Source organism: Maritimibacter alkaliphilus HTCC2654, from assembly GCF_000152805.1.
Lineage (GTDB): Bacteria > Pseudomonadota > Alphaproteobacteria > Rhodobacterales > Rhodobacteraceae > Maritimibacter > Maritimibacter alkaliphilus.
Genome location: NZ_CH902578.1, coordinates 2305568 through 2329814, shown reverse-complemented (window position 1 = coordinate 2329814; position 24247 = coordinate 2305568). Strand labels below are relative to the sequence as shown.

General features: G+C 64.2%; 23 protein-coding genes. 18 read left to right on the top strand and 5 right to left on the bottom strand.

Annotation, left to right across the window (positions count from 1 at the left end):
• Positions 1-30 precede the first annotated feature (30 nt).
• Positions 31-984 carry an L-threonylcarbamoyladenylate synthase gene (locus RB2654_RS12460; RefSeq protein WP_008332022.1) on the bottom strand — a complete coding sequence of 318 codons (954 nt, stop codon included), beginning with the start codon at positions 982-984 and terminating at the stop codon, positions 31-33.
• 98 nt (positions 985-1082) lie between these two features.
• Here RB2654_RS12460 and RB2654_RS12455 point away from each other — a divergent pair, with 98 nt between their 5' ends.
• From RB2654_RS12455 to RB2654_RS12425, 7 genes are all read left to right on the top strand, one after another.
• Positions 1083-2798 (top strand): acyl-CoA dehydrogenase, encoded by a 1716-nt coding sequence (locus RB2654_RS12455; protein ID WP_008332020.1) that lies wholly within the window; start codon positions 1083-1085, stop codon positions 2796-2798.
• Positions 2795-3838, top strand: coding sequence for an MBL fold metallo-hydrolase (locus tag RB2654_RS12450; protein WP_008332018.1), 1044 nt, complete (start codon positions 2795-2797; stop codon positions 3836-3838). Before RB2654_RS12455 ends, RB2654_RS12450 begins: the two co-directional genes overlap by 4 nt.
• 2 nt (positions 3839-3840) lie before the next feature.
• On the top strand, positions 3841-4302 hold the full coding sequence (locus tag RB2654_RS12445) for a DUF6173 family protein (protein WP_425463155.1): 462 nt from the start codon (positions 3841-3843) through the stop codon (positions 4300-4302).
• 81 nt (positions 4303-4383) lie between these two features.
• The gene (locus tag RB2654_RS12440; RefSeq protein WP_008332009.1) at positions 4384-4518 is read left to right on the top strand and encodes an aa3-type cytochrome c oxidase subunit IV; all 135 of its coding nucleotides are present in this window, start codon (positions 4384-4386) and stop codon (positions 4516-4518) included.
• A 57-nt stretch (positions 4519-4575) separates the two neighbouring features.
• A complete protein-coding gene (locus RB2654_RS12435) occupies positions 4576-5169 on the top strand; it encodes a hypothetical protein (protein WP_008332007.1) in 594 nt (197 codons plus the stop codon).
• A gap of 92 nt (positions 5170-5261) precedes the next feature.
• The gene (locus RB2654_RS12430) at positions 5262-5993 is read left to right on the top strand and encodes a metallophosphoesterase (RefSeq protein ID WP_008332001.1); all 732 of its coding nucleotides are present in this window, start codon (positions 5262-5264) and stop codon (positions 5991-5993) included.
• Complete coding sequence (locus RB2654_RS12425) at positions 5986-6786, top strand: DUF2711 family protein (protein WP_148912493.1); 801 nt, start codon at positions 5986-5988, stop codon at positions 6784-6786. Before RB2654_RS12430 ends, RB2654_RS12425 begins: the two co-directional genes overlap by 8 nt.
• Positions 6787-6846: 60 nt before the next feature.
• Here the strand turns inward: RB2654_RS12425 and pnp are convergent, their stop codons facing one another.
• Positions 6847-8997 (bottom strand): polyribonucleotide nucleotidyltransferase, encoded by a 2151-nt coding sequence (gene pnp / locus RB2654_RS12420; protein ID WP_008331999.1) that lies wholly within the window; start codon positions 8995-8997, stop codon positions 6847-6849.
• Between the two features lie 259 nt (positions 8998-9256).
• On the opposite strand from pnp, the gene RB2654_RS12415 reads away from it, so the two are divergent.
• Entirely contained in the window at positions 9257-9826 is a 570-nt protein-coding gene (locus RB2654_RS12415; RefSeq protein ID WP_008331998.1) for a YceI family protein, read from the top strand.
• 1 nt (position 9827) lies between these two features.
• Positions 9828-10388 carry a cytochrome b gene (locus tag RB2654_RS12410; RefSeq protein WP_008331997.1) on the top strand — a complete coding sequence of 187 codons (561 nt, stop codon included), beginning with the start codon at positions 9828-9830 and terminating at the stop codon, positions 10386-10388.
• A gap of 34 nt (positions 10389-10422) precedes the next feature.
• On the opposite strand, the gene rpsO is transcribed toward RB2654_RS12410, so the two are convergent.
• A complete protein-coding gene (gene rpsO, locus RB2654_RS12405) occupies positions 10423-10692 on the bottom strand; it encodes a 30S ribosomal protein S15 (RefSeq protein WP_008331996.1) in 270 nt (89 codons plus the stop codon).
• A gap of 127 nt (positions 10693-10819) precedes the next feature.
• Positions 10820-11266 (bottom strand): DUF5665 domain-containing protein, encoded by a 447-nt coding sequence (locus RB2654_RS23700; RefSeq protein WP_008331994.1) that lies wholly within the window; start codon positions 11264-11266, stop codon positions 10820-10822.
• 182 nt (positions 11267-11448) lie between these two features.
• Here RB2654_RS23700 and RB2654_RS22440 point away from each other — a divergent pair, with 182 nt between their 5' ends.
• The 6 genes from RB2654_RS22440 (at position 11449) to rfbA (ending at position 17801) form a co-directional block, all read left to right on the top strand.
• Positions 11449-12786 carry a calcium-binding protein gene (locus RB2654_RS22440; RefSeq protein ID WP_008331985.1) on the top strand — a complete coding sequence of 446 codons (1338 nt, stop codon included), beginning with the start codon at positions 11449-11451 and terminating at the stop codon, positions 12784-12786.
• 96 nt (positions 12787-12882) lie between these two features.
• Complete coding sequence (locus tag RB2654_RS12390) at positions 12883-14283, top strand: dihydrolipoyl dehydrogenase (protein WP_008331983.1); 1401 nt, start codon at positions 12883-12885, stop codon at positions 14281-14283.
• A 182-nt stretch (positions 14284-14465) separates the two neighbouring features.
• A complete protein-coding gene (gene rfbC, locus RB2654_RS12385; protein ID WP_008331981.1) occupies positions 14466-15032 on the top strand; it encodes a dTDP-4-dehydrorhamnose 3,5-epimerase in 567 nt (188 codons plus the stop codon).
• Complete coding sequence (gene rfbB, locus RB2654_RS12380) at positions 15029-16069, top strand: dTDP-glucose 4,6-dehydratase (RefSeq protein ID WP_008331979.1); 1041 nt, start codon at positions 15029-15031, stop codon at positions 16067-16069. The genes rfbC and rfbB overlap by 4 nt, the downstream gene beginning before the upstream one ends.
• Positions 16066-16932 (top strand): dTDP-4-dehydrorhamnose reductase, encoded by an 867-nt coding sequence (gene rfbD / locus RB2654_RS12375; protein WP_008331977.1) that lies wholly within the window; start codon positions 16066-16068, stop codon positions 16930-16932. The genes rfbB and rfbD overlap by 4 nt, the downstream gene beginning before the upstream one ends.
• Positions 16929-17801 (top strand): glucose-1-phosphate thymidylyltransferase RfbA, encoded by an 873-nt coding sequence (gene rfbA, locus RB2654_RS12370; RefSeq protein ID WP_008331976.1) that lies wholly within the window; start codon positions 16929-16931, stop codon positions 17799-17801. Before rfbD ends, rfbA begins: the two co-directional genes overlap by 4 nt.
• A gap of 6 nt (positions 17802-17807) precedes the next feature.
• Here rfbA and RB2654_RS12365 read toward each other — a convergent pair whose 3' ends face one another.
• Positions 17808-19952: a polysaccharide biosynthesis tyrosine autokinase gene (locus RB2654_RS12365; RefSeq protein ID WP_008331974.1), complete on the bottom strand. Its 2145-nt coding sequence runs from the start codon at positions 19950-19952 to the stop codon at positions 17808-17810.
• Positions 19953-20278: 326 nt separating this feature from the next.
• On the opposite strand from RB2654_RS12365, the gene RB2654_RS12360 reads away from it, so the two are divergent.
• The 3 genes from RB2654_RS12360 (at position 20279) to RB2654_RS12350 (ending at position 24246) form a co-directional block, all read left to right on the top strand.
• Positions 20279-22132: an ABC transporter ATP-binding protein gene (locus RB2654_RS12360; protein ID WP_008331972.1), complete on the top strand. Its 1854-nt coding sequence runs from the start codon at positions 20279-20281 to the stop codon at positions 22130-22132.
• The gene (locus RB2654_RS12355; RefSeq protein WP_008331970.1) at positions 22129-23157 is read left to right on the top strand and encodes a glycosyltransferase family 4 protein; all 1029 of its coding nucleotides are present in this window, start codon (positions 22129-22131) and stop codon (positions 23155-23157) included. Before RB2654_RS12360 ends, RB2654_RS12355 begins: the two co-directional genes overlap by 4 nt.
• Before the next feature lie 171 nt (positions 23158-23328).
• A complete protein-coding gene (locus RB2654_RS12350) occupies positions 23329-24246 on the top strand; it encodes a sulfotransferase family protein (RefSeq protein WP_008331967.1) in 918 nt (305 codons plus the stop codon).
• The last annotated feature ends 1 nt before the right edge of the window (position 24247 follow it).

The window sequence follows — 24247 nt, the reverse complement described above, 5'->3', positions numbered from 1 at the left end:
ATGGATCGTGGCAGCTTGCTGCCGCGAAACTCAGTCCCGCGGTGCCGCTGCTCGCCTGAGCCGGTCGTTGATCGCCCGTCCCAATCCGGTGTCAGGCACGGGGGCCACCGCAATTGGCGCGTCGCCAGCCGCGTCCAGCGCGTGAAGCATCCGAAACAGGTTCGCCGCAGCCTCGACCAGATCGCCGGAGGGCGACAGGTTCATCTCGCCGTCCGCATCTCCGAACCCCAGCATCCGCTCACCGGGCCGCGCGGCTTCGGCATCGAGCCGAACCCGCGCGTCGGGCGCGTAGTGCGAGGCAAGCTGACCCGGCGCGTTGATCCCCGCGCCCTCTGCGCGTCTGGCAAGCGGCGCGCCCAGCGCGTCTTCGATGGCCTCGGCGGGCAGCCCGCCGGGGCGCAGCAGGACGGGTTCGGGATTGAACCCGACGATGGTGCTTTCGACGCCGACCGAACAGGGTCCGCCGTCCAGCACCGCCTCGATCCGTCCGCCAAGACCCGCAAGCACGTGCGCCGCCTCGGTCGGGCTGATCCGGCCCGAAGGGTTAGCGGAGGGGGCGACGACGGGCCGCCCGACGGCGCGGAGGAGCTTTTGCGCCAGCGGATGATCGGGAACGCGCACGGCAACAGTCGTCAGGCCCGCACTGACCAGCGGCGACAGGCCGGCATCCGCCCGCATCGGCAGCACCAGCGTCAGGGGGCCGGGCCAGAACGCCTGCGCAAGATCGTGCGCGCGTTCTGACAGTTCCGCGATCTTCGACACCGCCTCCAGATCGGGCACATGCGCGATCAGAGGATTGAAATGGGGCCGGCCCTTCGCCTCGAAAATCCGGGCGACGGCGATGTCGTCGGTCGCGACGCCGCCAAGGCCATAGACGGTTTCGGTCGGGAAGCTGACGAGCCCGCCCGCAAGCAGGACCTCGGCGGCCCGCGCGATCCCGGTGTCATCCGGCACCAGTCTTTCGGTGGCGTGCAGATCGGCCATGACGCCGCGTTTCCCTTGTGTCGAAAGCGATTAGTCTTAGGTTCCGGCCAACTGCCTAGCGTGGCAGTCGCGCTTTCACAAGCCAACGGGAGGTTCCCATGCCCTATCGCGCCCCGGTCGCCGATTTCCAATTCCTGCTCGATCACGTCGTCGGCTTCGAGGCCGTCCCCGCGACCGAAAAATTCGCCGAGGCGACGGCCGACACCGTGACCGCGATCCTGACCGAGGCGGGAAAGCTGGCGGATGAGGTGATCGCACCGCTTCAACGCAACGGCGACCTTCAGGGCGCGGTGCTCGAAAACGGCGTGGTCCGTTCGAGCCCGGGCTTCAAGGAAGGCTATGAAGCGATGGCCGAAGGCGGCTGGATCGGCATTTCCGGCGATCCGGAATACGGCGGCATGGGCCTGCCCTTCACCCTGACGGCCAGCGTCAACGACATGATCGCGGGCGCCTGCCTTGCCATCGGTCTGAACCCGCTTCTGTCGCAGGGGCAGATCGAGGCGCTCGAAGCCCATGCGTCGGACGAACTCAAGGAATTGTACCTGCCCAAGCTGACCAGCGGCGAATGGACCGGGACCATGAACCTGACCGAACCGCAGGCGGGCTCGGACGTGGGCGCGCTGACCACCAAGGCCGTGCCGAACGGCGACGGGACTTTCGCGATCACCGGGCAGAAGATTTATATCTCCTGGGGCGATCACGACATGGCCGAAAACATCTGCCACCTCGTTCTCGCCCGTCTGCCCGACGGGGCGCCGGGCACCAAGGGCATCAGCCTCTTCATGGTGCCGAAATATATCCCCGACGAGAACGGCAATCCCGGCAAGGCCAACGACCTGCGCGTCGTGTCGCTGGAGCACAAGATGGGCCTGCACGGCTCGCCCACCTGCGTTATGAGCTACGAGGGCGCGACCGGCTGGATCGTGGGCGAGGAACACGCCGGCATGGCCGCGATGTTCACCATGATGAACAACGCACGTCTCAATGTGGGCGTGCAGGGCGTGGGCGTGGCCGAAGGCGCTTATCAGCACGCGCTCGCCTATGCGCTGGAGCGCAAGCAGGGCAAGACGCCCATTGAGAACGGCACGGGCACCATCGCGGATTTTGCCGATGTGCGCCGGATGCTCGTCCAGATGCGTGCCGAAACCTATGCCGCGCGTGCCATATCGCTGGCCTGCTCCACGGCAATCGACATGGCCGGGGCAACCGGCGACAAGGGCTGGAAGGCGCGCGCCGCGTTCCTGACGCCCATCGCGAAGTCCTATGGGACGGACACGGGCATCAAGGTCGCGGAACTCGGCGTGCAGGTGCATGGCGGCATGGGCTATGTCGAGGAAACCGGCGCCGCGCAGTATTACCGCGACGTGCGTGTGACCTCGATCTACGAAGGCACCAACGGCATTCAGGCGATGGACCTCGTCGCCCGCAAGATGATGGACGGGGGCGACATGGCCTTCCGCCTGCTGGACGAAATCGAGGGAACGGCGGAAGGCGCGCGCGAAACGCTCGGGGAACTGGCCAAGCCCGTCTGGGAAGCGGCCGAAACCCTGCGTGAGGCGACCGAATGGCTGGTCGAGCAAGACCTGCAAACGCGCTTTGCGGGGGCCGTGCCTTATCAATCGGCTTTCGCTCGGGTTCTGGGGGCCTATTATCACCTCAAGTCGGCGATCGCGGAGGAGGGCCGGGGGCCCCGCACCGCCTTGGCCGCGTTCTATATCGAACGGCTTCTGCCCGACCATGCGTCGTCGCTGGAGCAGGCGCGGGCCGGAGCGGAAGGGCTCTATGCCCTTTCGGTCGAGGATCTGGCGGTTTGAACGTGCATCTGAGTTTTCCATGGGAGACGGCGCCCGACATCGGTGAAGCCGTCGAGGTCGCGGACGGGGTTCTCTGGTTCCGCCTGCCGCTGCCCATGAAACTCGACCATGTGAATGTCTTTGCCTTCGACGAGGGCGATGGATGGACGCTGATCGACACGGGGTTCGATTCGAAAAAGACCCGTGCGATCTGGGAGGGCCTGTTGGCCGGACCCCTCGGCGGCAAGCCGATCAAGCGCCTGATCGTCACGCATCACCACCCCGACCACATCGGGCTGGCCGGCTGGTTCCAGCGCGAACATGGCGCCGAACTCGTCACCACCCGCACCGCGTGGCTCATGGCCCGGATGCTCAGGCTCGACGAGCACGAAAAGCCGGTGGACGAGACATTGGCGTTCTGGCGGTCCGCCGGGATGGACCGCGCGATCTACGAACAACGGGCACGCGAACGTCCCTTCAACTTCGCGGATGTCGTGGCCGAGCTTCCGCTTGGCTTCACGCGCGTCAAGGAAGGCGACACGATCACCTTCGGGGGCCGGACGTGGGACGTGCGCATCGGCAACGGACATGCGCCGGAGCACGCGACCTTCTGGTCGCAGGACGACAACCTCGTTCATGGCGGCGATCAGCTTCTCGCCACCATCAGCCCCAATCTCGGCGTCTACGCGACCGAGCCCGAGGCCGACCCGGTGGGCGAGTGGCTGGAAAGCTGCCGCAAGCTCATCCATTTCGCCCGTGACGAACAGCTGGTCCTGCCGGGCCACAAGCTGCCTTACAAGGGTCTGCCGACCCGGATGCGCCAGTTGATCCAGAACCACCACTCGGCGCTGGAGCGGCTCGAAGCCTACCTCGACACGCCGAAAACCGCGGTCGAGTGCTTTCCGGCGATCTTCAAGCGCACCATTGGCGAAGGGGAATACGGCCTCGCGCTGGTCGAGGCGCTCGCCCACCTCAATCACCTGTTCCAGACCGGCAAGGTCACGCGCACGCGCCGCGACGACGATGCGTGGCTGTGGCAGGCGAAAGGGGGCCGCGCGTGAGCGTGAGCGCGATCGGAGAGAAGAAACATCCGCGCCGCGCCGTCGCCCGGTGTTCGGACCACGATGCGCCTACCGCCGAAGAGACACCCCTGCCGCCGTCGGTCGCCGACACGCCGCCCGAGGACAAGAGCCCGGCGGAATGGGCCTATCAGCGCATCATCCTTTATATCCAGAACTTCGAAGAGCAACTCGACAACGAGCATGAGGTCGCGATGGGCTTTACCGGCTCGGATGCGGGCGTGCTCAGGATCGAGGGGATCGGGTATTTCGACCCCGACATCGTGACGTTCTACGGCACGGATTCGACGGGCACCAAGACCCAGCTCGTCCAGCACGTCAGCCAGCTCAACGTGATTCTCAGGGCGATGCCACGGGAAAAGGGCGAAGACGAACCCTATCGCATCGGCTTTCGTCTTGCCGCCGACCTTGAACGCGACGCGGGTGCTACACCGGGCGAAGAATAAGGCATTTGCGCCCATCGCGGCGTGACAGGCCCGCCGAAATCGTCTAATCGACAGCGCGAAACACGGCTGACGAGGGATCAAATGGCTGAACACAAGCACGGCTCGATGGACATTCGGGTGCAGGAAAAGACCTTTGAAGGGTTCATGAAATTCACCGTCCGTTCGGTGATCGCGATCATCGTGGTTCTGATCCTTCTCGCCATCGTCGGCGCCTGAGGAACCGCCGGGCCCTCTGGCCCGGCCTTTTCATTTTCAGACAGGGTGGTTCTGACCATGCGCCGCATCCTTCTTTCGATCATTCTCCTGTTCGGGCTTGCCGCCTGTGCGGCTGAAAGCAAATGGGCTTCGACCGAAGAGGTGACGCGCGCCACTTACGTGCACAACGGTCCGCCAATGATCTCGCTGTTCACGGTGGTCGGTCGCAACAACGGTCAGGGTGGCCATGCGGCGCTGATGATTAACGGGTCGCAGCGCATCCTGTTCGATCCGGCAGGCACCTGGTATCACCCCCAGATCCCCGAGCGGAACGACGTGCATTTCGGCATCTCCGAACCGGCGGTCGAATTCTACATCGACTACCACGCCCGCATCACGTGGGACGTCTATCGTCACGACATCATCGTAAGCCCCGCCGTCGCCGAAAAGGCGATCCGGCTCGTTCAGGAATACGGCGCCGTGCCCAAGGCGATGTGCACGCAGGCTGTGACCGCCGTGCTGCGCCAGCTTCCGGGCTTCGAGAGCATCGGGTCGACGCTGTTCCCGGTCGCCGCGATGAAGGACTTCAAGGCGCTTCCCGGTGTGACCGAGCGGTTCTATCAGGACGACGATCCGAACGACAACGACTACATCCTCGCGCCGCACGTCTGAGGCGAGCGAGGAACGGGACGAGGCCGGGCGATCTGTCCGGCCTTTTCGTTTTGCGGGTTTTGCCCGGACATCCCAGCGGTTAACAGGGCGCCATGAGAACCTATGCTATCGGCGATATCCACGGGCAGTTGTCCGAGCTCGAGCGCGTGCACGATCTGATCGAACGCGACCGCGTGGCCTGCGGCGACCGGGATGCGCCAGCCGTTCACATCGGTGACCTGTGCGACCGGGGGACCGCCACGGCAGGGGTGATCGACTATCTGATGCAGGGCTTGGCCTCCGGTGCGCCGTGGGTCGTTCTGACCGGCAACCACGACCGCATGATGACCGCGTTTCTCGAACCCACGCCGCGCACGCCAGACCGGCTGCTCGCGGGCCTTCACTGGCTCGACGAACGACTGGGGGGACGGGAAACGCTGGCTTCGTATGGCGTCGATACGGACCAGCCGATCGAAGCCCTGCACGCCGATGCCGTCGCGCGTGTGCCCGCACGGCATGTCGATTTTCTGAACGACCTTCCCGTCACCTATGAACGCGGCGAGTGCTTCTTCTGTCATGCAGGCGTGCGCCCCGGTATTCCGCTGGCCGATCAGGTCGAGGACGATCTCGTCTGGATACGCGAACCGTTCCTGTCGTCCACCGACGACCACGGCAAGCTTATCGTCCATGGTCACACGCCCGCCGATGTCGCGACGCATTACGGCAACCGGCTGAACATCGACAGCGGCGCGGGCTATTTCCGCCCCATGAGCGCCGTCGTGATCGAGGGGCGCGAGGCCTGGTTGCTGACCGAGGGCGGGCGAGCCGTGCTGCCCCGTGGCTAGGACGCCCCGCCATCTGCTGTTGCCGCCCTTCGAGCACCCGCTGCTCGACTGGTGGGCCGAGGACTATGACCACGTCTTCATCGCGTTCAATCCGTTCTTCCGTGTGCCCGGCTACACGCCGCAAACTGCGGCCTATGGCCCGATCCACGCGAACCGCGGTGATTTCGACGACATAGGCGAGTTGATCGACAACCCGCCCGTGCGCGAGAACGAGGCCCCCGAAGGGTTCGAGATCAGGATCAAGGAGCGCGGACAGCCCGTCAGGTGGGACGAGGTTCAGCGCGACATCGGCGCGTCCGACTTCAACACGTTCGCGCGCACAGCATGGCTCTGGACGCTGGAGGCGAAGCGGCCGGACATCGACCGCGTGATGGCTGCATCGCTCGACGGTTTGGCCCATTATGGCCTCTATCCGCCCGAAGAGGACACGTTGCCCGTGGTGATGGAGCCGATCATCCACCGCTACCTGACCGCGCTGGGGATCGACGACGTGACGATCTGGTCCGAGTTCCGGGATGCGTCGGAAGAGATCGACGTGGCCGAGTTCAGCCGCACCAACCCGCCGGTCCGGCTTGAAGAGCATTTCGTCTCGGCCATTTCCTGCGACGATCCGAAGATCCTGATCGCATGGGCCCATGACGGTGTCGAAGCCTTCGTCGCGATGCCGGACGCGGTGCGCCGCGCGGCGCCGCCCGAGCGGTTCTTCGAAGGCCGCTATGCCGGGATCGACACCCATGTCGACTGGCTGAACCCGCACGACTTTTTCGCCCGGAAAACCTCGCGCACGAGCTGACATGTCAAAAAAAGGCCCCGGCGTTTCCACCGGGGCCTCGGTCCTCGAAAGAGGTCCGCCTTACTCAGCGTCTTCTTTCTTTTTCTTTTCTTCCGGCGGCAGTTCCGCGCCGGTTTCCTGGTCGACCATCTTCATGGCGAGGCGGACCTTGCCACGGTCGTCGAAGCCCAGAAGCTTGACGTAGACTTCCTGACCTTCCTTGAGCACATCCGACGGATGGTTCAGGCGGCGGTTTTCGATCTGGGACACGTGAACCAGACCGTCACGCTTGCCGAAGAAGTTCACGAAGGCGCCGAAGTCGACGATCTTCACGACCTTGCCCTTGTAGACCTGACCCTCTTCCGGCTCGGCCACGATCGCGTGGATCATGTCATAGGCCTTCTGGATCGAGTCGTTGTTGGGCGAGGCGATCTTGATGACGCCGTCGTCGTTGATGTCGACCTTGGCACCGGACACTTCCACGATCTCGCGGATGACCTTGCCGCCCGACCCGATCACTTCACGGATCTTGTCGGTGGGCACCGTCATCGTCTCGATGCGCGGGGCGTGGGCCGAGAACTCGGTGCGGCCAGCGGACAGCGCCTTGTTCATTTCGCCGAGGATGTGCATCCGGCCGTCTTTCGCCTGCGCGAGGGCCTTTTCCATGATCTCCGGCGTGATGCCAGCGACCTTGATGTCCATCTGAAGCGACGTGATGCCGTTTTCGGTGCCAGCCACCTTGAAGTCCATGTCGCCCAAGTGATCCTCGTCGCCAAGGATGTCGGTCAGCACGGCGTAGGAACCATCGTCTTCCAGCACGAGGCCCATCGCCACACCGGCGACCGGAGCCTTCAGCGGCACGGCGGCGTCCATCATGGACAGCGAGCCACCACAGACCGACGCCATCGAGGACGAGCCGTTCGATTCGGTGATCTCGGACACGACGCGGATGGTGTAGGGGAAGTCGGTCGCAGCCGGCAGAACCGCCTGAAGCGCACGCCAAGCCAGCTTGCCGTGGCCGATTTCACGGCGACCCGGCGAACCCACGCGGCCCACTTCACCGACCGAATACGGCGGGAAGTTGTAGTGCAGGAGGAAGTTCGACTTGTAGGTGCCGGTGAGCGCGTCGATCATCTGTTCGTCGTCGCCGGTGCCCAGCGTGGTCACGACCAGACCCTGCGTTTCACCACGGGTGAAGAGCGCCGAGCCGTGGGTCCGGGGCAAGAGGCCGACTTCGGCGAGGATCGGGCGAACCTGATCCAGCGCACGACCGTCGATCCGCTTGCCTTCCTTCACGACCGAGCCGCGCAGAACGCTGGACTCGAGCTTTTTCAGCGCGGTGCCGAGCGAGGGATCGGCCAGCTGCTCTTCGGTGAGCGAGGCTTTGATCTCTTCCTTGGCGGCGGCGACGGCGGCCACACGTTCCTGCTTGTCGGTGATGGCATAGGCGGCACGCACCTTGTCCTCACCGGCGGCTTTGACGGCCTCGAAGATCGCGGAATAGTCCGGCGCGGCGAAGTCGAACGGCTCTTTCGCGCTGTCTTCCGCCAGATCGATGATGAGGTCGATGACCGGCTGGATCTGCTCGTGCGCAAAGGTCACGGCGCCCAGCATTTCGGCTTCCGTCAGCTCGTAAGCTTCGGATTCCACCATCATCACGGCATCTTTCGTGCCGGCGACGACGAGGTCCAGACGCTGATCCGGGTTGTTGCGCAGATCGTGCATGTCGTCGCAGGTCGGGTTCAGGACGTATTCGCCATCCTCATAACCCACGCGGGCACCGGCGATCGGACCCATGAAGGGTGCGCCGGAGATGGTGAGCGCAGCCGACGCGGCGATCATCGCGACGATGTCCGGATCGTTGACGAGGTCGTGGGACAGAACCGTGCACATCACGAGCACTTCGTTCTTGAAGCCCTCGACGAACAGCGGGCGGATCGGACGGTCGATCAGGCGCGCGGTCAGCGTTTCCTTCTCGGTCGGGCGGGCTTCGCGTTTGAAGAAGCCGCCGGGGACTTTACCGGCCGCGTAGTATTTCTCTTGGTAATGAACCGTCAGCGGGAAGAAGTCCTGGCCTTCTTTCTGCTGCTTGGCGAACGTCACGTTCGCCATAACCGACGTTTCGCCCAGCGTGGCGATCACGGTTCCGTCGGCCTGACGGGCAACCTTGCCCGTTTCCAGTGTCAGCGTCTCTTCGCCCCACTGGATGGATTTTTTCACTTCGTTGAACATGTAGCGTATCCTTATGGGAGCACTCCCGGCCCTCCGGGTCTCCCGTTGTCATGGCGGCCCCATTGCCGCCGACCCCTCTACCTTTTCATGCGCCGGGGTCAGAGCGTCACGTCTCAGATGGACGCGCCATACAGGAAAACGCCCACATTTGAAAGGTCTGAAACGCGAGGGGTCTTGTGGCGCGGCAAATGAACCTGTTGCGCGGTCCTGTCGTAATGTCTGACAGTCAAAGCCGGAGCGCGCAGGTTGGGAGGTTGCGATGCACTACGTTTGGGCAGGCGCGCTTGCGCTGATCTTTTCCGTGTCCGCCGCGTTGGCCGAGCCGGTCAAATACGTGCTGGACGCCGCGAATTCGGTCGTCAGCTACGAGGTCGGCTTCGGGCAGGACAAGATCACGGGACGTATGCCGATCAAGGCCGCCGACGTGACGCTCGATTTCCAGCGGAACGCCAACAGCAATGTGGCCGTCGTGTTGAATGCAGCCGGGGCAAGCTCCAGCTTTCCTTTCGCAGAGCAGGCTTTGAAGGGCCCCAAGGTGCTGGCGACCGGGCAGTTCCCCGAGCTCGTCTTCAGATCGTCGGCGTTCCGGATCGGTACCACGACCGCCGAAGTCGATGGGCAGGTGACGATCCGGGGCGTCACACGGCCCATCCGGCTGTCCGCGCAGGTGTTTCGCCAGCAGGGCACCGATCCGGGCGATCTGTCCAAGATGTCGGTGCACATATCCGGCGCGGTCAACCGCTCGGACTTCGGCGCGACTGGGTGGAGCGACATGGTTTCGGACCGGGTGGTGGTCCAGATCGTCGCCCGGCTGAACCGGGCAGGCTGAGGTGATCGGGAACGATCCGGACCGGTTCGGTCTGCTGACCCGCCTGATCCACTGGATCACGGCGCTCCTCGTGATCGGGATGCTCGGTTTCGGCACCTACATCGCGCGGATGCAGGTCGATATGTCGAACTTCCACCTGTTCGGCTGGCACAAGACCATCGGCATAGGCCTGCTGGCTCTGATCGTCCTGCGCATCCTCTGGCATCGCCTCTCGCCGCCCCCGCAGCCGATGGCAACGGTGCCGGGCTGGCAACGTCGGTTCGCGAAAGGCGCGCATATGGCGCTTTACGGTCTCTTGCTGGCGGTGCCTCTGACCGGCTGGATCGCAAGCGCGGCGACGGGGATCGACGTGGTGATATTCGGAACCGTGACGCTTCCACGCATCGCGCCCGTCTCGCAAGCATGGGAAACCGGGTTCTTCGCCGCGCACGGCGCGCTCACGAAACTGCTCGCCGCCGTAGTTCTGCTTCACATCGCAGGCGCGCTTCATCGGTCGGATGGCACGCTTCGCCGGATGGTGTCGGGCAAGACCGGACCGAACGAAAAACGCCCGCTCGATTGAGCGGGCGCTTCGGGTTCGCGAGGAACCGAAAACCTTAGCGGCGGATGCCGAGGCGTTTGATGAGGTCCTGATAACGGCCCTCGTCCTTGCCTTTGAGGTAGTCGAGAAGCTTACGACGCTGGGCGACCATCATCAGAAGACCACGGCGGGAGTGGTTGTCCTTTTTGTGGGTCTTGAAGTGCTCGGTCAGCGTGGCGATGCGCTTGGTCAGGATCGCGACCTGAACTTCGGGCGAACCGGTGTCGCCGTCTTTCGTCGCAAATTCCTTGATAAGGCTGTTCTTCTCTTCAGCAGTGATCGACATCGGGGTCTCCTTCAGAGTTAAGGGTTATGGCGCAAGCCGGGATGTCGTCCAGCAGGGCCCGTGGAGTGCGGACAGGTCCGCAGATGCGGGCGTATAGGGGGAATCGCCCAGCAAGGAAAGGCTTTTGTTACTCGGCGTCCGGCGCGGTGATGCCGAAGTCGCCCCGGTCGATCCCATCGTCACCTGCGGGCTGCCCGCCGGGCGAGGGGTTCTCTTCCGCCGCCGCCTCGTCATCCGTCTCGTCCGCGCTGGCCGGTTCTTCGCCTGTTTCCTCCGCGATCCCGTAGCTTTCCGCGTTGTCCGCGTCGATCTCGCGGGCGATGTCGGCGGCCCAATCCCCGATGATCGGGATAAAGTCGATCTGGGCGAGCAGATAGGCGGCGACCGAAACCAGAAAGGTCGCGCCGAGGACAGATCCGAGTCCGAAGGCCAGACCCCGGAACAACTGGAACAACCCGAGTTTCCACAGATTGTCGTGCAGCCGGATATAGCGATGCCCGTTCAACTTCGCGACCTCGGCGCGCAATCCGTCGATTTCGTCCGCGATATCGCTGTATCGGTCGTTCTCGGCCATGTGCTCCCCTTCCCGATCACGGTAGGCCGGGCATCCGCGGCTCACAACCGGGTGTTAATGTTGAATTCTTCCTATTTTGGCCCGCCGCGTATCGGTGTTCGTGCTATGTTCGGTCGTCTGCCGGAGTTACCCGGCGCTTGGGGGCCTTGCCGCGGTGCTGCTGACGTTTCCGCCCGGGGTCATTGATCGGTATCGTCATGGGTGTCGTGCTCGTCCTTCTCGGCCTGTTGCCGCTTCTGTTCCTCGGAGATGTCTTTCCGGGGGCGGGCGACGATGCGTCAGGGGATGACGAAGCCGAGGCCGACGAAGCCCCGCCGAAAAGCCTCGCCTCGCTTCTCGACGATGAAACCGCCAATGGCGGCACCTCACCCCTGAAACCGATCACCGACGATCCCGAACCCTATGCCGGTGCCGAGGTCGACCCCGACACGATTCTCACCCCGAACGAGGACGACGAGGCGCCGGTGATCGGCGAATGGGTGGACCCCGCGACCGTGCTCGACCCTGTCGATGTGCCCGGTGAAGGCGGCGTCGGCGGGGATGGGAGCACGTTACAGAACCTCATCGAACGCGAATCCGACTTCAGCATCGGTCTCGGCTGGCTTGGCGATCAGGTATCGGACACGCAGGATTACCTGCTGGACGACGAAGCATCGCTTGTCGTCCTGCCGCAGGATGGGGCGGGCGAGGGTTCGCTCGACACGTTCTACGGGACTCCGATCATCGACACCGAGGGGGCTTTGACGGTCGTCGATGGCGCCGGCGGTGACAACACGATCGTGCTCGGAAATGCGGCGACCTATGCCTTCGGCGGTGACGGGGACGACCAGCTTGCAGCCACGACAGGCACCGCCGCCCTGTTCGGCGGGGCGGGCGAAGATGTTCTGTCAGGCGGCCCGATGCCCGCCTTCATGGACGGTGGCGTGGGCGACGACACGCTGCTCGGCGGCACGGAAGACGACATGATGTTCGGCGGGTCGCACGACGACGCGGGTGCCGACACCTCCGACGACGACTGGATCGACGGCGGCGCGGGCAACGACCGGATCGCGGGCGGCTATGGTGCCGATACCCTGTTCGGCGGCAGCGGTGACGACATCATCGACCATCATGGCCGGGTGGAGGAGGGGGTTGCTTGGGAACGCCACGCCTTCGGTTGGCACACCGACGGCGCGCTCGATTCGCTTGATGGTGGCGCGGGCGACGACCTGCTCATCATGGATCGCAACGACACAGCGACGGGCGGCGAAGGGCTCGATACGTTCTGGGTCTACCATGACGCAGGCGAAGGCATCGGGGCCGCCGAGGTCATGGATTTCGAACCCGGGCTCGATTTTCTGCGCGTGTCTTTGAACCCCGACCTTGACCATGGCGACCTGACCGTCACTGTCGCGCCCTCGCCGGACGGTCTCGACGCGCAGGTGTCGGTCGACGGTCAGATCGTCGCGATCCTGCGGGGCGCGGTCGATGCGACGGCCTCCGACGTGCTGGTCGATGTGACGCCCGACATCTTCGCCTGACCCATCGTCGCCATCAAAGTCAGGAACCGCAGGCGGCGCGCGGCGGTTTGTCTTTCGCAATCGAAACTCCGGACACTGACCGGGAGAAAGGGCGAAATGGCGGACCTGACATGCGACGTCGCGGTAATCGGGGCGGGAACGGCAGGAATCGCCGCGGAACGCAGCGCGCGCGCACAAGGGGCCAAGACGCTTCTGATCGACCCGGATTTCGCCGGAACGGTGTGCGCCACCGTGGGATGCATGCCGTCCAAACTGCTCATCGCCGCAGCGCACCGCGCCCATGACGCGCGGACGGCTGGGCTTTTCGGTGTGTCAACGTCGGTGTCCGTGGATGGCGCCGCCGTCATGGCGCGGGTCCGGGCCGAACGCGATGCCTTCGCCGCCGCGACCCGCGCGGGTTTCGACGATCTGCCGAATGGCACCTGCATCCGGGCAAGGGCGCGCTTCACCGGACCGGGCGCGCTTTCGCTCGACGATGGACGGAAGGTCGCGGCGAATGCCATCGTCATCGCCACCGGATCGCACCCCATGGTCCCGCCGCCCTTTCGCGACATCGGCGGGGATCGCGTGCTGACCAACCGGACGGTGTTCGAACAAGCCGACCTTCCCAAAAGCCTCGCCGTGATCGGGGCGGGTGCCATCGGCATCGAACTGGCTCAGGCCTTCGCGCGCCTCGGCGTCCGCGTGGCCGTGTTCGACCAGGGCGACACGATCGCCGGGGCCCGATGTGACGCGATCCACGACGCGCTGAAGGCGGAACTCGCGAAGGACATGGACCTTTTCCTCGGCGCAGACGTGAAGCCCGAGGCCTTGGCGGGCGGCATTCGCCTTGTCTGGGAGGAGGGCGACGACACGTTCGACCGTGTGCTCGTGGCGACAGGGCGCCTGCCGTCGCTCGACGGGCTCGACCTGTCCGCGTCGGGACTTCACCTCGACGACAACGGGCTGCCGGACGTCGACCCGGAAACGCTCCGGTGCGGTGACAGCGCGATATTCTTGGCAGGGGATGCGAACGCGAACCGGCCCGTCCTGCACGAGGCATCGACAGAGGGCGCCGTCGCCGGGCGCAACGCGGCGGCCTTTCCGGACCTCACCCACGCCACCCGGTCCCCCCGGTTCACGATCACCTTCACCGATCCGCCGCTCGTCTCGATCGGGCAGGGGCCGGTCGACAGCGCGCAGATCGGCACCGCCGACTACACCGATCAGGGGCGCGCCAAAGTCGAAGCGCGCAATGTCGGGCTCGCCCAGCTCTACGCCGCCGCCCCGGACGGACGACTGATCGGGGCCGATCTGTTTTGCCCCGGCGCGGATCACCTTGGCCATCTCATCGCCTGGGCGGTCGATGCGGGCATGACGGCGAGCGACCTGTTGTCGAAACCGTTCTACCACCCCACGGTCGAAGAAGGGCTGCGCGGTGCGCTGCGCGAAATCTGCCGTGCCGTTCCGCTCGACCTGCCGGGTGATCGCGACACCGGCAATCCACCCGGGATCTGACCCGGACCGCGCATCCGGTTTCTGCGGCGCGGAATTCAGGCTTGAACCGGCGTCACGTTGCGGTGCAGACATGATCCCGACATGCTTGGGCGCTATTTTACACATTTGATTGAGCCGACGTACAATCGCGCCGTCGAAGATACTTACCGGGCGCGCCCGGTGCGCAAGGACGGGTGGGGCAAATGAAGGTTGAAGAGACGAGAATACCCGGTGTCTTCGTCTTCACGCCGGAGCGATACGGCGACGCCCGCGGCTTCTTCGCCGAAACGTGGAACCGCCGCCAACTGTCGGCGGCCGGCGTCGATATCGACTTCGTTCAGGACAATCATTCGGTGTCGGCCACGGCGGGCACGCTTCGCGGCCTCCACATGCAGACTCCGCCTTTCGCGCAGGACAAGCTGGTGCGGTGCGGGCGCGGGCGGCTGTTCGATGTGGCCGTGGACATCCGGGCCGACAGCCCGACGTTTCGCCAATGGGTCGGGGTCGAACTGAGCGCCGAGAACGGCAAACAGCTGCTGGTCCCGCGCGGCTTCCTCCACGGCTTCGTCACGCGCGAGCCGGACACCGAAGTCGTCTATAAATGCTCGAACTACTACGCGCCCGAATGCGACCGCGCCGTGCGGTTCGACGACCCCGACATCGGGATCGACTGGGGCCTGACGGACGCGCCGGTCTTGTCCGACAAAGACGCCAAGGCCCCATTCCTCAGGGATCTCGACAATCCGTTCACCATCGGGAGCGCGGCATGAAGATCCTCGTCACGGGCGGCGCTGGTTTCATCGGGTCCGCCGTGGTGCGCCTTGCGATTTCACGTGGGCAAGAGGTCGTGAACCTCGATGCGCTGACCTATGCCGCCTGTCTCGACAACGTGGCCTCGGTGGCCGATGCGCCGGGATACGCCTTCGAACAGGTCGATATCCGCGACAGGCCCGCGCTCGACCGCGTTCTGTCCGACCACCGCCCGGACGCGATCATGCATCTGGCCGCCGAAAGCCATGTCGACAGGTCCATCGACGGCCCCGCGACCTTCATCGAAACCAATGTCATGGGCACCTTCAATCTGCTCGAAGCGGCCAGATCGTATTGGGACGGGCAGGGGCGCGACCCGGCGTTCCGGTTTCACCACATCTCGACGGACGAGGTGTTCGGGTCGCTTGGCCCCGAGGGGCAGTTTACGGAAGAATCGCCGTATGACCCCCGGTCGCCTTATTCGGCGTCCAAAGCCTCGTCCGATCACCTCGTCCGCGCGTGGCACGAAACCTATGGTCTGCCGGTCGTTCTCACGAATTGCTCGAACAATTACGGCCCCTATCATTTCCCAGAGAAGCTGATCCCCATTGTCATCTTGAAAGCATTGGCGGGCGAGCCGATCCCGATCTACGGCGACGGGTCGAACGTGCGCGACTGGCTTTATGTCGAGGATCATGCCGACGCCCTGCTTCTGGTTCTCGAAGAGGGCGCGATTGGCCGCAGCTACAACATCGGCGGCGAAAACGAACGCTCGAACCTCGACCTCGTGCGCACGCTTTGCACGATCCTCGACCGGATGGCGCCGAAAGAGGGCAGCTACGGCGACCAGATCACCTTCGTCGCGGACCGTCCGGGCCACGATGCCCGCTATGCCATCGACCCGACCCGCATCCGGGACGAGCTGGGCTGGCGCCCCTCGGTCACGGTCGAGGAGGGGCTGGAAAAGACGGTGCGCTGGTATCTCGACAACCGCGACTGGTGGCAGGCGCTTCTGGATCGCGACGGGGTCGGCCGCCGACTGGGTCGGGCATCATGAAGGCGTTGGTGTTCGGCACGACCGGGCAGGTCGCCCGCGAACTCGCCGCGACCACGCCCAAAGGTGTGAGGTTGGAGGCGCTGGGCCGTGACCGGGCCGACCTGTCGCGCCCCGAAAAGTGTGCCGAGGCGATCCGCCACGCCGCGCCGGATGTCGTCATCAATGCTGCGGCCTATACCGCCGTGGATCGGGCCGAGGAGGACGAGGCGCTCGCGACGGTCGTGAACGGCGAGGCCCCCGGCGAAATGGCACGGGCCTGCGCCGCGTTGGGCATCCCGTTCTTTCATGTTTCCACGGACTACGTGTTTTCCGGGGAAGGCGATGCGCCCTGGGCGGTCGACGCGCCGACGCGACCGCTCAACGCCTATGGGCGCTCGAAACTGGCCGGGGAAACCGCGATCCGGGCGGCGGGCGGACCCCACGCGATCCTGCGCACGTCTTGGGTCGTGTCCGGGCACGGCGGCAATTTCGTCAAGACGATGCTCCGGCTGTCCGAAACGCGGGATCGGCTGACGATCGTCGCCGACCAGATCGGAGGGCCGACCCCGGCATCCGACATCGCCGCAGCACTCTGGTCGATGGCCGTGGCGCTGGTTGCGGACCCGTCGAAAGGCGGCACTTTCCACTTCTCGGGCGCGCCGGACGTCAGCTGGGCCGATTTCGCACGTGAGATATTACGGCAATCCGGCCGCACCACCGTGGTCGAGGACATTGCCACCAAGGACTACCCCACCCCGGCCAGACGCCCGGCCAACTCACGGCTCGATTGCCGCGCGACCGAAGCCGCGTTCGATATCGTGCGCCCGGATTGGCGCGTTGGTCTGACCGATATTCTGAACTTTCTCACGGACAAGGCATCATGAGCACCCGGAAGGGCATCATCCTCGCAGGCGGCTCCGGCACGCGGCTGTATCCGATCACGATGGGCGTCTCGAAGCAGCTGCTTCCGGTCTATGACAAACCGATGATCTATTATCCGCTGACCGTGCTGATGCTGACGGGCATTCGCGAGATCTGCGTCATCACCACGCCGGAAGATCAGGCGCAGTTCCAGCGAACGCTGGGCGACGGGTCGCAATGGGGCCTGCGGTTGCATTATGAAATCCAGCCGTCGCCGGATGGTCTGGCGCAGGCCTATCTGATCGCCGAGGACTTCCTTGATGGCTGCCCCTCGGCGATGGTGCTGGGGGATAACATTTTCTTCGGGCATGGCCTGCCCGATCAGCTTCGCGCCGCCGATACGCAGGTCGCGGGTGGCACGGTCTTCGGCTACCGCGTGGCCGACCCCGAACGGTATGGCGTAGTCGATTTCGCGCCCGATGGTACCGTGCGCCAGATCATCGAAAAGCCCGAGGTCGCGCCGTCGCCCTTTGCCGTGACGGGTCTTTACTTCCTCGACGCGACAGCGCCCGCGCGGGCACGCGATGTGACGCCCTCGGCGCGGGGGGAGCTTGAGATCACCGCACTTCTCGAATCCTACCTCGAAGACGGGGCGCTTTCGGTGCAGCAGATGGGGCGGGGCTATGCCTGGCTCGACACCGGAACTCATGCCTCGCTTCTCGACGCCGGGAACTTCGTGCGCACATTGTCAGAGCGGCAGGGTCAGCAGGTGGGTTGCCCCGAAGAGATCGCGTATGAAGCGGGCTGGATCGACCGCGCCGGGTTGCTGGCGCGGGCCGAGATTTTCCGAAAGACCGAATACGGTCGCTACCTGCAACGACTGGCGAAGTGATCGCCCTCAGTTGTCGTAGTAGCCCTGCCCGTACTTGCGGGAGCCGTACCGGGAATAACCGCCGTAGCCATAGCCGTAGCGCGACATCTTGCGCCCGTCGATCTGGTTCAGGACAACGCCGGAAATCGTCACGCCAAGCGACCGAAGCTCGCTGATCCCTTCGCGGACCTGCTCTCGGTGGGTCTTGTTCCAACCGACGATGTAAAGCACCGCATCGGCGAAGCGGGCGATCACGCGGGCGTCCGGCACGGCCAGAACCGGCGGCGTGTCGATGATGACGTGATCGTAATGCTCGCGCAGCGTCTTCATGAAGTTCGAGAACGGCTCGGAGGCGAAAATGTCGGCGGCGTTCTGAACGCTCTTCTCGCTCATCAGCACGTCGATGCCGGTGTCGGGAAGCGTCAGAACGGCCTCTTGCAGGCTGACGTCTCCGTCGAGCAGGGACACGATCCCGGGCTTGTTCTCCGTGTCCACGCCTTTGAAATAGTCCGACAGCGTATTGCGCCGGATGTCGCCGTCGATCAGCAGAACCTTCTTGCCGAGGCTCGCGAGGTTGAGCGCGAGGCTCGCGGCCACGGTCGTCTTGCCCTCGCCCGGCACGGACGAGGTAATCATGATGACGTTCGGCGGGTTCTTCGGGTTCGTCAGCGTGACCGAGGTGCGCAGGTTGCGCACCGCCTCGGACATGGCGGAGGTCGGTTTATTGCGCAGGTATTCGAGCAGTTTCTTGCGGTCTTTCACTGGCGAGAGCGGGATCTGCCCCATCACGTTCTGACCCGACAGGGATTCGAGTTCACCGGCACTGCGGATACCGCGCTGCGTGAATTGCACGACAAGGATGATGCCGACGCCGACGAGAAAGGCGAACACGATGGCGAGCGATACGGTCCGGCGCACCTGCGGTGCGACCTGACGGCCAAAGGGCGGCGCTTCCGACAAGACGCGGCTGTCGGCCTGCTGCAACCCGATCTGAAGCGAGGTTTCCTTGAGCCGCGACAGGAACGTCTCGTAAAGCGTCTGAACCGCTTGAAGATCGCGGGTCAGCTCCTCGACCCGTTTCAGGGCCGTGGTCTGCTGCGAGATTTCCTCGTTCAAACGGTTGAGCGAATCGCGGAACACGTCACGCTGGGACGTCAGACGCTGGATCGAACTCGTTTCCTGATCGACGAGCGTGTCGATGCGCGCGTTGAAACGCTCGTTTTCCATCAGCGTGCCGTCGTCGACCGTGCCTGCGATTTCGTTCAGGATTCGGTCGTCGAAAAGGGCGACAAGCCCATCGCCATCGCCCGCCTCGATCAGAACGCGTGCCCGTTCGATCAGCTCGGTCTTTTCCGTGATCGTGTTCGTCAGGTTCGACTGGCGGCTGCGCAATTCGACACTGCGCACGGTCATCGCCTCGAGCGTTTCGATCCCGACCAGCGCCGCTTCGGAACGGACGTTGTCCAATTCGTTCTGGCGCGTGCGCAATTCGCCCTCGAGTTCGGTCACGCGCTCGGTCAGCCAGTTGATCGCATATTCGACCGCGTCGAACTTGGTCTCGACCTGCGACTGGACGTAGATCGCGGCAAGCCGGTTCGCCATCTGTGTGGACTTGCGCGGGTCTTCGGTCGTCACCGTTATGTCGATCAGCAGCGTTTTCTGCACCGATACGGCCCGGATCGCGCGTGTCGTGCGGGGTATCGTGGACAGGACGGCCTGCTCGATGGACTGTTCTGGCCCCGCTGCGTCTTCCTGTCCGAAAAGCGCTAGAATCCGTTTTCGGATGCCTGCGATCGAATAGGGGTTCGGCTCGTAGAGCGCGCCGTTGAACTCGGGATCCTTATAAAGCTCGAGGTCACGGATGAGTTTCTCGATCATGCCGCGCGAGGTGATGATCGACAGCTCGGTATTGATCGACGTGTCGCTCGTGGAAATGCCGCTGACGACGGCTTCGATGTCGACGACGTTGCGATCCTCGGCTTCAATCACGAGACGCGCGGTCGACGCATACTTCGGCACCGCGATGTTGCGCACGTAGAGCATGGAAAGCACGATGGCCACGGCCACGCAGGCGAGGATGATCCAGCGCCCGCGCCAAACAAGGCCGAGCAGCCGCATGAGGTCCAGTTCGTCTTCCTGAATGCCTGGCTGGCTGGGTGACGTGTCCGTCATGTGTTGGATTAGCCTTTGTGCCGATCGGGCCTGAATTCCCGCGAAAACGGGGCGCGCAATGCGTATGTAGCCCAGCAAATCCGCGAAAGGCCATAAGGAATGACCTGTTTTTGCGAAGAAAACATTTTTCGTGATCTGACCTTTGCCGGTGCCCGGTATGGCCTTACCTCCTGCACTGCAGCATGTTAGACCGGCGTCGGTCCAGTGCAGGGCCTGAACGACTTGGGTTGAGGCGCGAGAATGCCGACGCAGGATTATCCTAAAGGCTCGGTTGCGGGTCGAGCGGACGCGCAGAGCCTCGCGGCCATATCGGGGCAGTCACCGGCATGACGACGATACCGGACGAGGAACGGCCGTCCGCCGAGGCGAACGTGAAGCTGGGAACCGTTGCCATCGGTCTGTGGCGCATCTTCTCGCGCCGGGAACGTCTGCGCCTCGTGGGCCTGTTCGGAGCGATGCTGCTGCTCGCAGTAGTCGAACTTGCGACTCTCTACGGCATTCAGGTCTACATGAGCCTCATTTCGTCGCGGACGCCCGATCTGCCCGGCGCGATCGGACCGTGGGTGACCGGGATGGATTTGCGGACCCGGCTCGTGGTGTTTTCCGCCGCGCTCATGCTGCTGTTCGCGTTGAAGCTGGCCATCGGGATCGGAACCTATGCCCTGCTCGCCCGCGCGGTGAGCCTGCAAAAGGTATCGTTTTCGAACCGCCTGTTCTGGGCTTACCAATATGCGCCCTACCTGTGGCACCTCGGGCGACATACGTCGGAACTACAGCGTAACCTCACCGCGGACACGTCCCAGATTTCCAACGGCGTCGTCCTTCAGCTTCTGCAATTGGCGCTGAACCTCGTGATGGCGCTGTCTGTTCTGGGGTTCATCGTCCTCGCCCTTCCGCCGGTCCTGGTCGGTATGATCTGCGCCCTTGCCGCCGCTCTTTTCGTCGCCGGCAAAGGCGCGAACCGACAATTGCAGCGTGCCGGGCGCGAGGCGCGGAATGCGACGGGTGACATGATGAAGGCCGTGCAGGAGGGGCTGGGCGCCCTCACCGAAGCGCGCCTCATGGGGACGCGACACGGGTTCATTCGGGCCTTCGCGCAAAAGTCCCGCGATTTCGGCGCGGCGAACCGCAAGACCATTTTCGTTATGCAGATCGTGCCGGTGCTTCTGGAAACACTGATGCTCGTTGCGCTGGTTCTCATCATCGGCTTCATCGTTCTGACGGCGGACAGCATCGAAACGGCGTTCGGGCAGGCGACCGTGCTGGCCGTCGCGATCTTCCGGTTGAGGCAGACGCTGACGAAGGTCGCGAATTCGACGAACCGGATCAGCTCGTTCAGCGCGGCTTTCCCGCCTTTGGCCGCTGACCTGAAAGAACTGGAACACCACCGCGCCCAAGAGGATGCGGGCGTTTCGCTGATCGAGGCTCCGACCGACGGGTTCGCCGAGCTTTCCTTCGAAGATGCTGGCTTTACCTTTCCCGGAACCGACGCCGCCGCCCTGTCGGACATCAATGTGTCGCTCAAGCGGGGCGAGCATGTCGCGATCATGGGGCCGACCGGTGCGGGCAAGTCCACCTTTCTCGCGATGCTGCTGGGTCTTATCCAGCCCACCAGCGGGCAGGTGAAACTCGACGGGGCCGATCTCGACTCGGTTCTGGCGATCTGGAACGGGCAGATCGGCTACGTGCCCCAGACCGTCTTTCTGACCGACGATACGATTGCAGCGAACGTCGCCCTCGGCCTGTCCGAAGCCAAGCACGATCCCGAGCGTCTGCGCATGGCGCTCGACCGCGCGCAGTTGACCGATTTCATCGCCACGCTGCCCGACGGTATCAATACGCGGGTAGGGGAGCGTGGCGGCAACCTGTCCGGCGGGCAGCGGCAGCGCGTCGGCATCGCGCGTGCGCTCTATCACGAACCCTCGGTCGTGGTGCTGGACGAGGCGACTTCGGCCCTTGATCGCGCCACGCAATCCAAGGTGATGAATGCGATCGCCACCCTGCCACAGAACCCGACAGTCATTTCCGTGACACATCACCTCGACACACTCACCCATGCCGAACGGGTGATCCTGTTCGGCGGTGGCCGGGTTTCGGTCGATGCTCCGGTCGATGACGCGATGCGGAACGAAGAGTTTCGCAGGGTGACGCAGGCCAAGGATTTCGAAGGCGCGGCATGACGAACGGAAAGATGCGGATCCTGTTCAATCTGGCAGGGGACCGAAACAAGGCGAGTTCGCGGGTGCGCGGCTATTGGATCGGCGAGGCATTGGAAGAGCTGGGGCATACGGTGTCCTACGCCCATGTGAACTCCAAGGCCGATTACCTGCGGCTGACCGCCCGGATCGCGCGCCACGACGTCGTGATCTTTCAGAAATCCTACAGTCGCTATCACCCCGCGATCCTCAGGCTTGCGCGCGCGGCGGGAAAGCGGGTCTTCTTCGACATCGACGATGCGCCCTCGCGGGTCGGAAACCCGCGCGTCGAACGCACGGCGCGATGGATGATGCGCAACTGTCACGGCGTGCTGGCGGGTTCATCGGCCCTCGTCCGGGTCGCGCGGGAAGAGCAGGACCGCGTGCACTTCGTGCCGTCCGGCATCCGGCTTGAGAACTACGTCGTGCAACCCGTCGACACCCATGACCCGTCGCGCGTCTGTCTGGGCTGGATCGGAAACGGCGCGCATTATGCCGATGACATTCTGGGTATCCTGACCGAACCGCTGCGCAAGGTGGCGGCGGACCGTCCCGTGACGCTCAGGATCGTCGGCGCGAATGGCGAGCAGCGCCTGCATACGGCGTTCGATGGCATCCCCGGCCTGACAGCCGAGGTGATCGACGGTGTGGACTGGTCCTCACCCGCCGCGATCTCCGACGCCGTCGCCCCTTTCGACATCGGGCTCTACCCGCTCTTCGCGGGTCCGTTCAACGACTACAAATGCGGCTTCAAGGCACTGGAATACATGGCCACCGGCATTCCGGTTCTGGCAAGCGACGCGGCCAACCATGCCGAGATCGTGGAGGAGGGCGTGTCGGGTCATCTTCTGCGTTCTCCCGACGACTGGGTGCGTGCGCTATCCGATCTGGCCGGAAACACCGCGAAGCGTCGCGCCATGGGTGCGGCTGGCCGCAAGATCGTCGAAGAACGCTTCGATACCCGTCGCATCGCCGCCGATCTTGAAGGCATCCTGTCCGATGGTCGATGAAACGACTGGCCCCGGTGGCGGCCATCGCGGGCCCCCGCACATCGCCGGGTCATTCCAATTGGCTATTCCGGGGTCGCGTTGCTATGTAGGCAGCGTTGATCGCAGGGGTCGCTCGGCGTGGCTGCCTGCCCAAGGATTTGACCCGACCGAGCGACGGGCGGAAGGCAAGGCATGAAGATCGTTCCGAACCTCTATTTCATCGGTGGTATGCGCTGTGGCTCGACCACGCTGAACCTGCTTCTGTCGCAGCACCCCGAGATCTTCATGTCCCCTGTGAAGGAGCCGATGTACTGGCGGGCGGAGATGCTTCGTGCCACCGGCGCAACGGACACGTCCGGTGTAGCATGGCCCTATGCCGAACCCGAGGCTTACGAGGGCCTTTTCGACGGCGTCACCACCGAACGGTGGATCGGGGAATCGTCGCACTACATCTACGCGCAAGGAACGGCGGAGCTGATCCGTGCCGCGTCACCGGACGCCCGGATCATCGTGTCGCTGCGAAATCCGGCCGAGCGGCTATTCTCGGAATTCATGCGCGGCGTGCGGGCAGGCCATTTCGAAGGGGAATTCGAGAGTTTTCTGCGCCGGAACGCCACCTTTTCGGATGATGGCCGCATCGTCGATTTCACGCCGGAATCGCGGATCGGCAAGGGCCAGCAGGCCCGGCTGGTGAAGCCCTGGATCGAGGCATTCGGCGCGGACCATGTGCATTTCGTGCTCTTCGAAGATCTCGAGGATCACGCGGCAAGGACAGCGGTCGAAATCTACAGGTGGCTCGGCGTCGACGACAGTTTCGTGCCCGTCGCCGTTCACACGCAACGCAGCGGCGTTCCACGTTCGCGTTGGCTGATGAAGTCGCTCACCACGCGCAAGGGCCCGCTCAAGGCCGTGCGGCGCTTTCTGCCGCGCATCCTGCGGGAACAGGTTCGCTCGTTCGTTTATTCCAAGACGCTCGAACGCAAGGAACTGCCCCCTCATCTCGATCTCGCGCTGCGGCGCTTCTACGAACCCGACATCATCGAGTTGGAGCGTCTGACCGGGCGCAACCTCGAAAGCTGGAAGGTTCGGGCGCTCGAGGCGGCGGCCTGAC

What these genes read in the sequence shown, in the direction of transcription:
- RB2654_RS12460 (WP_008332022.1), bottom strand. Translation starts at nt 984, where the DNA reads ATGGCCGATCTGCACGCCACCGAAAGACTGGTGCCGGATGACACCGGG.
- RB2654_RS12455 (WP_008332020.1), top strand. Translation starts at nt 1,083, where the DNA reads ATGCCCTATCGCGCCCCGGTCGCCGATTTCCAATTCCTGCTCGATCAC.
- RB2654_RS12440 (WP_008332009.1), top strand. Translation starts at nt 4,384, where the DNA reads ATGGCTGAACACAAGCACGGCTCGATGGACATTCGGGTGCAGGAAAAG.
- RB2654_RS12435 (WP_008332007.1), top strand. Translation starts at nt 4,576, where the DNA reads ATGCGCCGCATCCTTCTTTCGATCATTCTCCTGTTCGGGCTTGCCGCC.
- RB2654_RS12430 (WP_008332001.1), top strand. Translation starts at nt 5,262, where the DNA reads ATGAGAACCTATGCTATCGGCGATATCCACGGGCAGTTGTCCGAGCTC.
- pnp (WP_008331999.1), bottom strand. Translation starts at nt 8,997, where the DNA reads ATGTTCAACGAAGTGAAAAAATCCATCCAGTGGGGCGAAGAGACGCTG.
- RB2654_RS12415 (WP_008331998.1), top strand. Translation starts at nt 9,257, where the DNA reads ATGCACTACGTTTGGGCAGGCGCGCTTGCGCTGATCTTTTCCGTGTCC.
- rpsO (WP_008331996.1), bottom strand. Translation starts at nt 10,692, where the DNA reads ATGTCGATCACTGCTGAAGAGAAGAACAGCCTTATCAAGGAATTTGCG.
- RB2654_RS23700 (WP_008331994.1), bottom strand. Translation starts at nt 11,266, where the DNA reads ATGGCCGAGAACGACCGATACAGCGATATCGCGGACGAAATCGACGGA.
- RB2654_RS12390 (WP_008331983.1), top strand. Translation starts at nt 12,883, where the DNA reads ATGGCGGACCTGACATGCGACGTCGCGGTAATCGGGGCGGGAACGGCA.
- rfbC (WP_008331981.1), top strand. Translation starts at nt 14,466, where the DNA reads ATGAAGGTTGAAGAGACGAGAATACCCGGTGTCTTCGTCTTCACGCCG.
- rfbB (WP_008331979.1), top strand. Translation starts at nt 15,029, where the DNA reads ATGAAGATCCTCGTCACGGGCGGCGCTGGTTTCATCGGGTCCGCCGTG.
- rfbD (WP_008331977.1), top strand. Translation starts at nt 16,066, where the DNA reads ATGAAGGCGTTGGTGTTCGGCACGACCGGGCAGGTCGCCCGCGAACTC.
- rfbA (WP_008331976.1), top strand. Translation starts at nt 16,929, where the DNA reads ATGAGCACCCGGAAGGGCATCATCCTCGCAGGCGGCTCCGGCACGCGG.
- RB2654_RS12365 (WP_008331974.1), bottom strand. Translation starts at nt 19,952, where the DNA reads ATGACGGACACGTCACCCAGCCAGCCAGGCATTCAGGAAGACGAACTG.
- RB2654_RS12360 (WP_008331972.1), top strand. Translation starts at nt 20,279, where the DNA reads ATGACGACGATACCGGACGAGGAACGGCCGTCCGCCGAGGCGAACGTG.
- RB2654_RS12355 (WP_008331970.1), top strand. Translation starts at nt 22,129, where the DNA reads ATGACGAACGGAAAGATGCGGATCCTGTTCAATCTGGCAGGGGACCGA.
- RB2654_RS12350 (WP_008331967.1), top strand. Translation starts at nt 23,329, where the DNA reads ATGAAGATCGTTCCGAACCTCTATTTCATCGGTGGTATGCGCTGTGGC.